Here is a 13579-nt window from a genome sequence, read left to right as displayed (position 1 = left end):
CGGTGCGGGGCGGCTGGGAGTGGGAAGTCGGCCGGATCGACTTCCAGCGCTCCTCGTCCCCCGTGGCCGCTTGCGGCTCTGGCCCACCACACGGTGGACGACCGCGCGGATGCGGCGTTCCCCCGTGCGGGCGCCGACCGGTGCGGGTGGGAGTGGGAAGTCGGCCGGATCGACTTCCTGTGCTCGCGTGTGTGCGTGGGGGCCTCGGGGATGGTGGTCTGGCCGGTGCGGGGGAGTGGGAAGTCGGCCGGGTCGACTTCCCGTGCTCGTGCGGGCGGGGTGGGGACAGCGGGGTGGTGGCTTCCCGGTCCGGCCCGGGGTGGGGTACGGGGGTAGGTTCGGGGGGTGACGACGAATGCTGTGCCGACGGAGACTCCGGGCGCGAAGTTGATCCTGCTGACCACCACCCACCGGGTGGCTCCCGGCCTGCTGGCGTGGCCGGCGTGGGAGGCGTTGCGGTCGGCGGGGCGGGTGCTGGTGGGGGACGAGGGGCATCCGCAGGTGGCGGCGGTGCGGCAGGCCGGGGTGGTCGTGGAGGCGGTGCCGGCCGGGTCGGCGCCCGCGTTGGCGCGGCTGCTGACGGGGCAGCCTGCGGGGGCCGGGCCGACGGTGTGGCTGGGCAGCCCGGACGGGGACCCGGGGCTGACCGACGCGCTGGCGCGGCTGGCGGTGGAGCACGCTGGCGAGGTGCCGGAGATCGAGGTGCTGCCCGGCTCGTACGACCTGCCGGGGTCGCGGCTGCTGGACCTGGTGACGGTGATGGACCGGCTGCGCTCCCCGGGCGGTTGCCCCTGGGACGCCGAGCAGACGCACGAGAGCCTGGTGAAGTACCTGGTCGAGGAGGCGTACGAGCTGGTCGAGGCGATCGAGGCGGGGGACCGGGAGACGCTGCGCGAGGAGCTGGGCGACGTCCTGTTCCAGGTGTTCTTCCACTCCCGGATCGCCGAGGACCACCCGACGGAGCCGTTCACCGTCGACGACGTGGCGGGGGACATCGTCGAGAAGCTGATGTACCGGCACCCGCACGTGTTCGGGAACGTCGAGGTCGAGGGCGCCACCGAGGCGGAGGCGAACTGGGAGCAGCTGAAGGCGGCCGAGAAGGCGGACCGCGAGTCGGTGCTGGACGGCGTGCCGGCCGGGCTGCCCTCGCTGGCGTACGCGGCGAAGCTGGTGTCGCGGGTGCGCCGGGCGGGTTTCACGGGGGTGCCGGACGAGGCGTACGGGCTGCCGGCCGAGCTGACGGCCGATTCGGCGGGCCGGCTGCTGCTCGCGGTGGTGCAGCGGGCGCACGACGCGGGGGTGGACGTGGACGCCGCGCTGCGGTCGGCCGCGCGCGGTTACCGGGACGCGGTGCGCGCGGCCGAGGGCCTCGGTCCGGTCGGGGAGTAGGCGCTCAGGCCGCCGTGGCGGTGCGCTCGGGGCGCCGCTGCGGCGGGACGAGTTCGCCGATGGCCTCGCCGACGAGGAGGACGAGTTCGGCGAGCCGCTCCAGGTCGAGGTGGTCGGGCAGGTCCGCCAGCGAGATGATCCGCTCGCCGTCGGGGCCGGCCACGGCGAACAGGTCGATCGGCCCGAGGTGCTTCTCGGCGGTGTCCACGAGGGCGGCGACGTCGCTGGGGCGGCGGATGTCGCCGCAGACGCCGACGACGGGGCAGCCCGGCCGGTCGAGTTCGGCGGCGAGGTCCTCGGCGATGCCGGCGTACTGGTCGGCGATGAGCATTCCGGCGGTGCCGGCGGCGGCGAACCGGCGGGCGAGGCCCGCGCCCGACCCGCCGTCGAGGACCGCGATGACGACGACTGACCCGCTGACCCGCATGGTCTGCTCCTCCCTGTGGGCGACACCGCACCGGCGCCCACGCGTACTGCGGAGGATCGTAGGCACGTCCTGACCCTCCGCAACAGGGATTACCCCTCAGGTGACCAGGCTCACGCCCGCCCCGCGGCCAAGAGTCGGCCAAGAGCTGTCCACGGACCGGCCACGGACCGGCCACGGAGTGTTGGCACGCCCGACGCGTCCGGTTGCGGAAGCGCGGCGGAGGAGTGGCGGGGAAGCGGCGCCCCGCCGGAGGGAGGGCGCGCCCGTCGCACCGGATACGGTCGGTCCATGCCAGCTCAGCCCGTCCCCGCCCGGCCCGCCGCCCCGTCGTCCGACGCCTCCGCCCCGCAGCTGTTCACCTGGGAGTTCGCCGCCGACCCGTACCCCGCCTACGCCTGGTTGCGCGAGCACTCCCCGGTGCACCGCACCACCCTGCCGAGCGGGGTGGAGGCCTGGCTGGTGACCAGGTACGCGGACGCCCGGCAGGCGCTCGCGGACAGCCGGCTGTCGAAGAACCCGGCGCACCACAGCGGGCAGGCGCACCGCACCGGCCGGGTGGGCATCCCGGGGGAGCGGCAGGCGGACCTGATGACCCACCTGCTGAACATCGACCCGCCGGACCACACCCGGTTGCGCCGGCTGGTGTCGAAGGCGTTCACCCCGCGCCGGGTGGCCGAGTTCGAGCCGCGGGTGCAGCAGCTCACCGACCGGCTGATCGACGGCTTCGCGCAGCGCGGTTCGGCGGACCTGATCCACGAGTTCGCGTTCCCGCTCCCCATCTACGCGATCTGCGACATGCTCGGGGTGCCGGCCGAGGACCAGGACGACTTCCGCGACTGGGCCGGGATGATGATCCGCCACGGCGGGGGCCAACGCGGCGGCGTGGGGCGGGCGGTGAAGCGGATGCGGGCGTACCTGCTGGAGCTGATCCACCGCAAGCGGGCGGACCTCGGGGACGACCTGATCTCGGGCCTGATCCGGGCCGGCGACCACGGTGAGCACCTGACCGAGAACGAGGCCGCGGCGATGGCCTTCATCCTCCTGTTCGCGGGTTTCGAGACCACCGTGAACCTGATCGGCAACGGCACCTACGCGCTGCTGCGCAATCCGGAGCAGCGCCGGCTGCTGCAGGAGTCGGTGGTGCGCGGGGAGAGCGCGCTGCTGGAGACCGGGATCGAGGAACTCCTGCGCTACGACGGGCCGGTGGAGCTGGCGACCTGGCGGTTCGCGACCCGTCCGCTGACCATCGGCGGGGTGGACATCCCGGTCGGCGACCCGGTGCTGGTGGTGCTGGCCGCGGCGGACCGCGACCCGGCCCGGTTCGCGGCGGAGAACACCCTGGACCTGGCCCGGAAGGACAACCCCCACCTGGGCTTCGGGCACGGCATCCACTACTGCATCGGCGCTCCGCTGGCGCGGCTCGAAGGGCGTGCCGCGCTGGCCACGCTGCTTTCCCGGCTGCCCGATCTGCGGCTCGCGGAAAGCCCGGAGAATCTGCGCTGGCGGGGTGGTCTGATCATGCGTGGCCTGCGCGAACTCCCGGTGGAATTCAGTCCGGAGAGCCGTTCCCCGCACGCCCCTCCGCACCCCGTTCCGGATGCCTCTTCGACGCCTCCGACCTGCTGAGATCACGCTGACGGGACGTCGCCGATCGCCCGCCGACGGGGGTGTGAACACCCATCAATCCGGACATAACGCCGCTGTTGGTAGGCGATCGGACACGGGCCGTAATTGTTGTGTGATATCGGTGATATGAGCTTGTGATTGGTCTGATGATCTGTCTACTCTCCCTGGAGTTCGCAGCTGCGGACCTCGTACGCGGAACGCCGAATCCTGCCCGCCGCGTCACGGGAAACCGACCAGAACCCTGGGCAGGGGCGGGGGAACCAGGTTTGTTGCCGTCTCCCCACGGCTTGGGGTGAAGCCGCCCGAGCGGAATCGTTTCCGCGTACGGCGGCCGGGCCACCTCCCGGTCCGAACCCGACAGCTCACCTCGCAGGCGTACGGAGAGGGACCTCTTCATGCTGTTCGTTGGAACTGGCCGTCACCGTCGTCGCACCCAGGCCGAGAAGGCCATCGCCGTCGCCGGTGTGGCCGGCGTCGGACTCGCGATGCCGCTCCTCACCGCCACCGGCGCCTCCGCCGCCCCGGCCTCCACCTGGGACTCCGTCGCCCAGTGCGAGAGCGGCGGCAACTGGAGCATCAACACCGGCAACGGCTTCTACGGCGGCCTCCAGTTCACGTCCAGCACCTGGAAGGCGTACGGCGGCACCGCCTACGCGGCGCAGGCCAACCAGGCCAGCAAGGCCCAGCAGATCTCGGTCGCCGAGAAGGTGCTGGCCTCGCAGGGTCCGGGCGCCTGGCCGGTCTGCTCCCAGAAGGCCGGTCTGACCAAGGGCGGTGCCCCGGCCTCGGTCGACACCTCCTCGGACGCCAAGCCGCAGTCCGCCCCCAAGCAGCAGGCCCCGAAGCCCGCCGCCAAGCCGGCCGAGAAGCCGGTCGCGCAGAAGCCCGCCGCCCAGAAGCCGGCCCAGAAGCCCGCCGCGCAGCCGGTCCAGCAGGTCGCCCCGCAGCAGCAGGCGCAGCCGCAGACCCCGGGCTTCTCCGGCAAGGCCGGCTGGGACGCCGACGCCAAGGTGTACTGGTACCAGAACAACGGCGGCTGGTACTGGACCAGCCACCAGAGCGTCTACCAGCAGTACGCCGGCCAGGCCGCCGCCCAGCCGCAGTACGCCCCGCGCGCCGCGCAGCAGGCCCCGCAGGCCGCCGGCCACGACTACACCGTCCGTGCCGGTGACACCCTGTCGACCATCGCCGCCGCCCAGGGCGTGTCCGGCGGCTGGAGCGCGCTGTACGAGCAGAACCACTCCACCGTCGGCGGCGACCCGAACCTGATCATGCCCGGCCAGGTGCTGCACCTCGGCTGAGCCGCCCCGCCCGACGCCGGGAGCGCCCGCGGCCGGCAGTACCCCGAGACCGGGGTGCCCGCCGGGGGCGCCCGCCGCCGCGCCGGAGCGCTCGGCGCCGACGCCGCTCCACCCCGCCGTCCGAAGGGGGCCGGTCCTACCGGTCCCCTTCGTCCGCATTCGCCCGCTCCGGTGGGACAAGCTGGGACAAGCAGGTGAACTACCGGTGGGTAGCAGGGCCACACGGTGAGACGGGACCGAGGCCGACGCGGCCACGGCAGCCCGGGCGGTTAGGCTCTGGTCGTAACGACTCCGCAATCGTCCTGCTGGCAGCACCACCGTCAGACCGGACCCTGCTCTCGCAAGGAGATGCCTCGTGCCGTCCATCGATGTCGTCGTAGCCCGTGAGATCCTCGACTCCCGCGGCAACCCCACGGTCGAGGTCGAGGTCGGCCTCGACGACGGCAGCACGGGTCGTGCCGCTGTCCCGTCGGGTGCCTCCACCGGTGCCTTCGAGGCGCTGGAGCTGCGCGACGGCGACAAGAACCGCTACTTCGGCAAGGGCGTCGAGAAGGCCGTCCTGGCCGTCATCGAGCAGATCGGCCCGGAGCTGGTCGGCTACGACGCCACCGAGCAGCGCCTGATCGACCAGGCCATGCTGGACCTGGACGCCACCCCGGACAAGTCCTCGCTCGGCGCCAACGCCATCCTGGGCGTCTCGCTGGCCGTCGCGCACGCCGCCTCCGAGGCCAGCGACCTGCCGCTGTTCCGCTACCTGGGCGGCCCGAACGCGCACGTCCTGCCGGTCCCGATGATGAACATCCTCAACGGCGGGTCGCACGCGGACTCCAACGTCGACATCCAGGAGTTCATGATCGCCCCGATCGGCGCGGAGTCCTTCTCCGAGGCCGTCCGCTGGGGCGTCGAGGTCTACCACACGCTCAAGGGCGTGCTGAAGGAGCGCGGCCTGTCCACCGGTCTGGGCGACGAGGGCGGTTTCGCCCCGAACCTGGACTCCAACCGCGAGGCCCTGGACCTCATCGTCGAGGCCATCGAGAAGGCCGGCTACGTGCCCGGCCGTGACGTCGCGCTGGCCCTGGACGTCGCCTCCTCCGAGTTCTACGAGGACGGCGCCTACCGGTTCGAGGGCAAGGACCTCACCGCCGCCGAGCTCATCGAGTACTACGCCGAGCTGGTCGCCGCCTACCCGCTGGTCTCCATCGAGGACCCGCTGGACGAGTCGGACTGGGCCGGCTGGAAGGCCATGACCGACAAGCTGGGCGACAAGGTCCAGCTGGTCGGCGACGACCTGTTCGTCACCAACCCGGCCCGTCTGGCCCGCGGCATCGAGACCGGCACCGCCAACGCGCTGCTGGTGAAGGTGAACCAGATCGGTTCGCTGACCGAGACCCTGGACGCCGTCGAGCTGGCCCAGCGCAACGGCTACCGCTGCATGATGTCGCACCGCTCCGGCGAGACCGAGGACGTCACCATCGCCGACCTGGCCGTCGCCACCAACTGCGGCCAGATCAAGACCGGTGCCCCGGCCCGCTCCGAGCGCGTCGCCAAGTACAACCAGCTGCTGCGCATCGAGGAGATCCTCGACGACGCCGCCGAGTACGCCGGCCGCGGCGCCTTCCCGCGCTTCCGCCACGAGGGCTGAGCGCTCCCGGTAGCGCACGCCTGACCGGTGCCCCGCCGTTCACCCCGTAGGGTGGACGGCGGGGCACCGTCGCGACCAGGAGGGGATACGGGAGATGGCTGGCTGGAGGATCCCGGGCTTGGCGGCCCGGCCCCGGTTCACGAGCCGGGCGACCGTCCTCGTCCTGGTGCTCTGCTCGCTGGTGGCGATCCTCGCCTACCCGACGCGGCAGTTCATCTCCCAGCGCGCCGAGATCTCCGCCCAGCGGGCGAAGGCCGACCACGCGCGCCAGCAGGTCGAGCAGCTGCGCCGGGAGAAGGCCCGCTGGCAGGACCCGGAGTACGTCAAGGCGCAGGCCCGCGCCCGGCTGCACTACGCGGTGCCGGGGGAGACCCCGTACATCGCGGTGGACCCGGCCGGTCAGGCCTCCGCCAGGACCTCCTCGTCCGCGGGCGGGGCCGCCTCCGGGCCGAACGCGGCGCCCGGCGGCGCCGCCGGCCAGGCGAAGGCCGCCAAGCCCTGGTACGCCAGCATCTGGGACTCGGTGGACGCCGCCGACACCGCCGCGGCGGCCCCCGCCACCCCCCTTCCCCTCCCACCGTCCCCCGTTGGAGACACCTCCCCCCATGACCACTGAGAACCACCCCACCGTCTCCGACGCCGACGTCGCGGCCATCGCCGCCCAGCTCGGCCGGGTGCCGCGCGGCCTGCGCGGCGTGGCGCACCGCTGCCCCTGCGGCAACCCGGACGTCGTGGAGACGGCTCCCCGGCTGCCGGACGGCACGCCGTTCCCCACGCTCTACTACCTGACCTGCCCCAAGGCCGCCTCGCTGATCGGCACCCTGGAGGCGGAGGGCGTGATGAAGGACCAGAGCGCCCGGCTCGCCGAGGACCCGGAGCTGGCCGCCGCCTACCAGAAGGCGCACGAGGACTACATCGCCCGGCGCGACGCGATCGAGGTGCTGGAGGGCTTCCCGAGCGCCGGCGGCATGCCGGACCGGGTGAAGTGCCTGCACGTGCTGGTCGGCCACTCGCTGGCGGCCGGCGAGGGCGTCAACCCGCTCGGCGACGAGGCGATCGGCATGCTGGAGGACTGGTGGGCCAAGGGCCCGTGCGTCTCCCCGGCCGAGGTCGAGGCGGCCGGGGAGCGGGTCGCCCGCAACCGCGCCAAGGAGCAGGACCACGAGGCCGTGATCGCCGCCAAGCAGCAGAAGGCCGCCGAGCGCGCCGCGAAGAAGCGGGCCGCCGAGGACGCCGCGGCGGAGCGGGAGTCCGAGTGAGCGCGACCCGGGTGGCCGCGATCGACTGCGGCACCAACTCGATCCGCCTGCTGGTCGCCGACCTCGACCCGGAGACCGGGGCGATCACCGACCTGGACCGCCGGATGATCGTCAACCGGCTGGGCCAGGGCGTGGACCGGACCGGCCGGCTGCACCCGGACGCGCTGGCCCGCACCTTCGCGGCCTGCCGGGAGTACCAGGAGATCATCTCCGGTTTCGGGGTCGGCCCCGAGCGGGTCCGCTTCGTCGCCACCAGCGCCTCCCGGGACGCCGAGAACAGCGACGAGTACGTCAAGGGCGTGCGCGACATCCTGGGCGTCGAGCCCGAGGTGGTGAGCGGCGAGGAGGAGGCTCGGCTGTCCTTCGTGGGCGCCACCAAGGAGCTGACCGGCGGTCAGTTCCCCGGCCCGTACCTGGTGTTCGACCTCGGCGGCGGCTCCACCGAGTTCGTGCTCGGCACGGACGACGTGCAGGCGGCGCGCTCGGTGGACATCGGCTGCGTGCGGCTCACCGAGCGGTACTTCGGCGACGCCGAGCTGCCCTCCGAGGCGCAGGTCGAGGCCGCCCGGGCGCACGTGCGGGCCGAGCTGGACCGGGCCGAGGAGGTCGTCCCGCTGACCGGCGCGGCCACCCTGGTGGGCCTGGCCGGGACGGTCACCACGGTGTCCGCGATCGCCCAGGGCCTGCCCGGCTACGACTCGGCGGCGATCCACCACTCGCGGATCAGCCGGGAGCGGGTCGCCGGGATCGCCCGGGAGCTGCTGGCCGCCACCCACGCCGAGCGCGCGGCCATCCCGTCGATGCACCCGGGCCGGGTGGACGTGATCGCGGCCGGGGCGCTGGAACTGCTGGAGATCATGGAGCGCACCGGCGCCGCCGAGGTGGTCGTGAGCGAGCACGACATCCTGGACGGAATCGCCTTCGGTATCGCCTCCTGACCCCGTGCGGGGCTTACCCGACCGGCCCCGGCACCCCTTTCGGGGGGCCGGGGCCGGGGCGCGCCCGAGCGCGGGTGGGAAAGTTCGTGAATTTCTTCACATGGGGATCCGGCCATTCGCCGCACCGGCCCGCCCACTACGTCCGAAATGTGGGACCGAAGGCCCGTCGGCCGGGTGGCCCATGGGATCGCAGGTCAGGCCTCGTTTGAGGTTTGAAAATCGAAATCACGTGCGGGAACCCGGGCGTTGTGCGGATCGTTGCTGCTCAGGCCGGTGGTGCTCCGCCGTGCGTTCGCGCGGGGCCGCCCAGGGGTGGGGGCCACCGCGCCGGGCCCGGTTTTGCGGCCGCGCAGTGTAGCACGGGGGGTCCGTCAACTTGTGACCGGGCTCACGAAGGCTGCTCCGGACGGTGCTGGATACTTTCGGATATGAGCACCACGGAGCGTCCTCGCATCCTCATTGTCGGCGGTGGTTACGTCGGCCTGTATGCCGCGATGCGCATCCTCAAGAAGATGCGTTACGGCGAAGCGACCGTCACGGTCGTCGACCCGCGGTCGTACATGACGTACCTGCCCTTCCTCCCCGAGGCGGCCGGCGGCAGTGTCGCGCCTCGCAACCTCATCGCGCCGCTGCGCAGCACCCTGAAGAAGGCGGAGGTGCTGACCGGGTCCGTCACCGGCATCGACCACGCCCGCAAGGTTGCCACCATCCAGCCCGCGGCCGGTGACAGCTACGAGCTGCCCTTCGAGTACCTGGTCGTCGCGACCGGCTCGGTCTCCCGCACCTTCCCGATCCCGGGTCTGGCGGAGAACGGCCTCGGCATGAAGACGGTCGAGGAGGCCATCGGCCTCCGCAACCACGTCATGGCCCAGCTCGACAAGGCCGAGTCCACCACGGACGAGGACATCCGCCGCAAGGCGCTGACCTTCGTGGTGATCGGTGGCGGCTTCGCCGGCATCGAGACCGTCGCCGAGGTCGAGGACATGGCCCGCGACGCGGCCAAGCTGTACAAGACCGTCAGCCGCGAGGACATGCGCTTCGTGGTGGTCGAGGCGGCCAACCGCATCCTCCCCGAGATGGGCCCGGACCTCGGTCTGTGGACCAAGGAGAAGCTCGAGGAGCGCAACATCGAGGTCTACATCGAGACCTCGATGGACTCCTGCGTCGACGGCCACGTCATGCTGAAGAACGGCATGGAGATGGACGCCTCCACCATCGTGTGGACGGCCGGCGTGAAGCCGAACCCGGTGCTGGCCAACTTCGGCCTGCCGCTGGGCCCGCGCGGCCACGTCGACACCGCGCCGACCCTCCAGGTCCAGGGCTTCGACTACGTCTGGTCCGCCGGCGACAACGCCCAGGTGCCGGACCTCGCCGCGGGCGAGGGCGCCTGGTGCCCGCCGAACGCCCAGCACGCCAGCCGTCAGGCCGTCGTCCTCGGCGACAACGTGATCTCCGGCATGCGCGGCTTCCCGCAGAAGGAGTACAAGCACAAGAACCTGGGTGCGGTCGCCGGTCTCGGCCTGCACAAGGGCGTGGCGATCCTCTTCGGCAAGTACAAGCTGAAGGGCCGTCCGGCCTGGTGGTTCCACCGCCTGTACCACGGTGCGATGGTGCCGACCTTCAACCGCAAGGTCCGCGTCTTCACCGACTGGACCCTCGCGATGTTCCTCAAGCGCGAGATGGTCGGCCTCGCCCAGATGGAGAAGCCGCAGCTTCCCATCCAGGAGGTCACTCCGCCCACCAAGCCCGTCGAGGCCGCCAAGCCGGCCGCCGACAAGGAACTCGCCAGCAAGTAAGCGACTGAGACCCCGGTGTGGGAGCACCGGGGTATGAGTCGGAGGCTCTCCGCCCGGCAGCGTTGCCGGACCACGACCTCCGTGGTGCTCAGCCGGCCGTGCGACCGGGCGGAGTACAGAAGTAGAAGGTCCCCTGCCGAACCCTCCGGCAGGGGACCTCTCTCGTTGCGGGACCGGTCAGTCGGTCTTGATGCTCTCCAGGATGTCCAGCTTGGACGCCCGGCGGGCCGGCCAGATCGCGGCCACCAGGCCGACCACCCCGGCCAGCGCCAGGAACAGCGCCAGCTGGCCGAACGGCAGGACCGTGGTCAGGCCGGAGAGGCTGGACTTCAGGGTGCCGTTGATCGCCCAGGCGATGAAGCAGCCGAGCAGCAGGCCGATGCCGGCGCCGAACAGCGAGATCACCACGGACTCCAGACGGACCATCCGCTTGATGCCGCCGCGGTCCAGGCCGATCGCCCGCAGCATCCCGATCTCGCGCTTGCGCTCGAAGACCGACATCGCCAGCGTGTTGACCACGCCCAGGATCGCGATCAGGACCGCCATCCCCAGCAGGCCGTACATCAGGTTCAGCGCGAAGGTGATGGTCTGGCTGAACTCGTCCCGGACATCCTGCTTGGACTTCACCTCGATCACCGGGTTGGCGCCGGTGGCGTCCTTGAGGGCCTGCTTGAGGCCGTCGGTGGCGCCGTCCTTGCCCTTGACCAGGACATCGGAGATGTACGGCTTCGGCTCGTGCTTGGCGATCTCGCTGTTGGCCAGCATGACCGGGCCGAGCATGCCGCCGGTCTTGTACACGCCGCCGACGGTGACCTTGCCGGTGGACTCGTCCGGGTAGGCCACGGTCAGCACCGAGCCGGTGGTGGCGTTCAGCTTCTTGGCGGCGTCCTCGTCGAGCAGCAGCTGGCCCTGGCCGAAGCCGGCGGTGGAGCCGCTGGTCAGCTCGACGTCGGCGAGCTGGTCCAGGACGGCGGCGTCCAGGCCGTTGACCGTCCTGCTGGTGCCGTCGAGCTCCCAGTACGCGGTCGTCATCGCCGAGGAGGCGGCCACCCCGGGGGCCTTGGCGATCTGGGCGGGCACCTGCGCGGACAGGCTCATGCCGTTGGCGGCCCCGACGATGAAGTCGGCCTTCATCGAGCCGGTGACGGCCCGGTCGATGGTGTCGTTGACCGAGGCGCCGATCACGGTGAGCCCGGTGACCAGGGTCAGACCGATGGTCAGCGCGGCGGCGGTGGCCGCGGTGCGGCGCGGGTTGCGCACCGCGTTCCGCTGGGCGAGCCTGCCCGGGGTGCCGCCGAGCCGCAGCAGCGGGCCGACCAGCGCGACCACCGGACGGGAGAGCAGCGGCAGCAGGACGAACACGCCGATCAGGGCCAGGAAGGCGCCCAGGCCGACCGGCAGCCGGCCGCTGTCGTTGCCGGTGGAGGCGCCGTAGCCGATCAGGGCGAGGCCGCCGCCGGCGAGCACCGAGCCGATCGTGTTGCGGACCACCAGGCTCTTCTGGGAGACCGGCTGGTCGCCGCTGCTCATCGCGGCCACCGGGGCGATCCGGGAGGCGCGCATGGCGGGCAGCAGGGCCGACGTGACCGTCACCAGGACGCCGACCACGACCGTCACCACGACGGTGAGCGGCTTGATCACCAGCGAGCCGTTCGGCATGTTCTCGTTCATCGCGCCGATCAGCGACTGCATCCCGGCGCCGATCCCGATGCCGGCGACCAGACCGGCCACCGCGGAGACGGTGCCGATCAGCAGCGCCTCGATCAGCACGGACCGGGTGACCTGCTTGCGGCTGGCACCGATGGCCCGCATCAGGGCCAGCTCCTTGGTGCGCTGGGCGACCAGCATGGTGAAGGTGTTGGCGATGATGAAGATGCCGACGAAGAGCGAGATGAAGGCGAAGACCAGGAGCATCGTGCGCATGCTGCTGGTGCTCCTGGTGATCATCTCCTGCTCGTCGGCCTTGAGCTTGGCGCCGGTCTCGATGTCGAACTGGTGGCCGGAGGGCACCACGGGCTGGGCCTGGGCGAGCAGCGCGTCCTGGCTGGTGCCGGGCTTGGCGGTGAGCACGACGCTGCTGTAGCGGCCGGGCTCCAGCAGGGTCTGCTGGGCGGTGGCCCGGTCGAACAGGGTGAGCGAGCCGCCGGTGTTCACGACCGGGTCGTCGGTGGTGAAGATCCCGGTGAGCTTCGCCTCGATCACCGGTCCGTTGGCGGCGACCCGGACGGTGTCGCCGACCTTGTAGCCCGCCTTGTCGGCGGTCTTGCGGTCGAGCGCGACCTCCTTGGCGGCCTTCGGGCCCTGGCCCTCGGCCATCGGGTAGCGCGGGTCCTTGCCGTCCTGGCCGGGTGCGAAGTTGGCGCCCTTGGCGGCCCAGACCTGGCCGATCAGGTTGCCCTTCTTGTCGGCCACGCCGGTGAAGCCGCTGACCACGCCGCGGGCGCCGGCGGTGCCCGGCAGGGCGGCCAGCTGCTGGACGGTGGCGTCGGTGAGGGTGGCGGAGCCGCCCTCGCTCTTCTGCCGGGCGGAGGCGTTGGAGCCGGCCGCGCGGTCCACCACCTGGACCGAGACGTCCGAGTAGCTCTTGGAGTTGCTGTCCCGCATGGCCTTGCCGAAGGTGTCGGAGAAGACCATGGTGCCGGCCACGAAGGCGGTGCCGAGCATGACGGCCAGGGCCGTCATCAGCAGCCGGCCCTTGTGGGCCAGCACGTTGCGCAGTGCGGTGCGATACATGGGGTGTCCTGGGAAGGTCGGTGAGCGGGCTGCGACTGCTGCGCCGGACTAGCTGGTGCGGCCCTTGGCGTCGAAGCGGCGCATGCGGTCCAGGACGGTGTCGGCGGTGGGCTGGTGGAGTTCGTCGACGATGCGGCCGTCGGCGAGGAAGACGACGCGGTCGGCGTAGGAGGCGGCGACGGGGTCGTGGGTGACCATGACGACGGTCTGGCCGAGCTCGCGCACGGAGTTGCGCAGGAAGGAGAGGATCTCGGCGCCGGAGCGGGAGTCGAGGTTGCCGGTGGGCTCGTCGGCGAAGATGATGTCGGGCTTGCCGGCCAGGGCGCGGGCGCAGGCGACGCGCTGCTGCTGGCCGCCGGAGAGCTGGGAGGGCCGGTGGCTGAGGCGGCCGGAGAGGCCGACGGTGTCGACGACGCGGTCGAGCCAGGGCTTGTCGACCTTGCGGCCGGCGATGTCCATGGGGAGGGT

The 13579-nt window shown here is 72.0% G+C and carries 11 protein-coding genes and 1 riboswitch; of the genes, 8 read left to right on the top strand and 3 right to left on the bottom strand.

What is annotated here, in order from left to right; genetic code table 11:
• Positions 1-345: 345 nt before the first annotated feature.
• Positions 346-1389 (top strand): MazG family protein, encoded by a 1044-nt coding sequence (locus ACFRQN_RS17725; RefSeq protein WP_241852759.1) that lies wholly within the window; start codon positions 346-348, stop codon positions 1387-1389.
• A gap of 4 nt (positions 1390-1393) precedes the next feature.
• On the opposite strand, the gene ACFRQN_RS17720 is transcribed toward ACFRQN_RS17725, so the two are convergent.
• Positions 1394-1816, bottom strand: a complete 423-nt coding sequence (locus ACFRQN_RS17720; RefSeq protein ID WP_049651970.1) for an SDR family NAD(P)-dependent oxidoreductase — start codon at positions 1814-1816, stop codon at positions 1394-1396.
• 288 nt (positions 1817-2104) lie between these two features.
• Here ACFRQN_RS17720 and ACFRQN_RS17715 point away from each other — a divergent pair, with 288 nt between their 5' ends.
• The 7 genes from ACFRQN_RS17715 to ACFRQN_RS17685 all read left to right on the top strand — a co-directional run bounded on the left by ACFRQN_RS17715 (position 2105) and on the right by ACFRQN_RS17685 (position 10378).
• On the top strand, positions 2105-3442 hold the full coding sequence (locus ACFRQN_RS17715; protein WP_117489314.1) for a cytochrome P450: 1338 nt from the start codon (positions 2105-2107) through the stop codon (positions 3440-3442).
• A gap of 221 nt (positions 3443-3663) precedes the next feature.
• Positions 3664-3832: riboswitch (cyclic di-AMP (ydaO/yuaA leader) on the top strand.
• Positions 3833-3837: 5 nt separating this feature from the next.
• Complete coding sequence (locus ACFRQN_RS17710; RefSeq protein WP_074001297.1) at positions 3838-4743, top strand: transglycosylase family protein; 906 nt, start codon at positions 3838-3840, stop codon at positions 4741-4743.
• A gap of 355 nt (positions 4744-5098) precedes the next feature.
• Entirely contained in the window at positions 5099-6385 is a 1287-nt protein-coding gene (gene eno, locus ACFRQN_RS17705) for a phosphopyruvate hydratase (RefSeq protein WP_049651968.1), read from the top strand.
• A 118-nt stretch (positions 6386-6503) separates the two neighbouring features.
• Positions 6504-7001, top strand: a complete 498-nt coding sequence (locus ACFRQN_RS17700; RefSeq protein ID WP_074001298.1) for a septum formation initiator family protein — start codon at positions 6504-6506, stop codon at positions 6999-7001.
• Positions 6973-7644 (top strand): DUF501 domain-containing protein, encoded by a 672-nt coding sequence (locus ACFRQN_RS17695; RefSeq protein ID WP_079271855.1) that lies wholly within the window; start codon positions 6973-6975, stop codon positions 7642-7644. The genes ACFRQN_RS17700 and ACFRQN_RS17695 overlap by 29 nt, the downstream gene beginning before the upstream one ends.
• Positions 7641-8582, top strand: a complete 942-nt coding sequence (locus ACFRQN_RS17690) for an exopolyphosphatase (RefSeq protein ID WP_380741118.1) — start codon at positions 7641-7643, stop codon at positions 8580-8582. Before ACFRQN_RS17695 ends, ACFRQN_RS17690 begins: the two co-directional genes overlap by 4 nt.
• A 428-nt stretch (positions 8583-9010) precedes the next feature.
• Positions 9011-10378, top strand: a complete 1368-nt coding sequence (locus ACFRQN_RS17685) for an NAD(P)/FAD-dependent oxidoreductase (protein ID WP_049651966.1) — start codon at positions 9011-9013, stop codon at positions 10376-10378.
• A gap of 177 nt (positions 10379-10555) precedes the next feature.
• Here the strand turns inward: ACFRQN_RS17685 and ACFRQN_RS17680 are convergent, their stop codons facing one another.
• Together ACFRQN_RS17680 and ACFRQN_RS17675 are read right to left on the bottom strand one after the other, a co-directional pair.
• A complete protein-coding gene (locus ACFRQN_RS17680) occupies positions 10556-13111 on the bottom strand; it encodes an ABC transporter permease (RefSeq protein WP_380741117.1) in 2556 nt (851 codons plus the stop codon).
• 48 nt (positions 13112-13159) lie between these two features.
• Positions 13160-13579 (bottom strand): ABC transporter ATP-binding protein (locus tag ACFRQN_RS17675; RefSeq protein ID WP_380741116.1); only part of this gene is annotated, 420 nt, incomplete at its 5' end.

This window comes from Kitasatospora sp. NPDC056800, assembly GCF_042789775.1.
Lineage (GTDB): Bacteria > Actinomycetota > Actinomycetes > Streptomycetales > Streptomycetaceae > Kitasatospora.
This window is presented reverse-complemented; position numbering and strand designations above follow the sequence as displayed.

What these genes read in the sequence shown, in the direction of transcription:
- ACFRQN_RS17710 (WP_074001297.1), top strand. Translation starts at nt 3,838, where the DNA reads ATGCTGTTCGTTGGAACTGGCCGTCACCGTCGTCGCACCCAGGCCGAG.
- ACFRQN_RS17685 (WP_049651966.1), top strand. Translation starts at nt 9,011, where the DNA reads ATGAGCACCACGGAGCGTCCTCGCATCCTCATTGTCGGCGGTGGTTAC.
- ACFRQN_RS17720 (WP_049651970.1), bottom strand. Translation starts at nt 1,816, where the DNA reads ATGCGGGTCAGCGGGTCAGTCGTCGTCATCGCGGTCCTCGACGGCGGG.
- ACFRQN_RS17680 (WP_380741117.1), bottom strand. Translation starts at nt 13,111, where the DNA reads ATGTATCGCACCGCACTGCGCAACGTGCTGGCCCACAAGGGCCGGCTG.
- ACFRQN_RS17715 (WP_117489314.1), top strand. Translation starts at nt 2,105, where the DNA reads ATGCCAGCTCAGCCCGTCCCCGCCCGGCCCGCCGCCCCGTCGTCCGAC.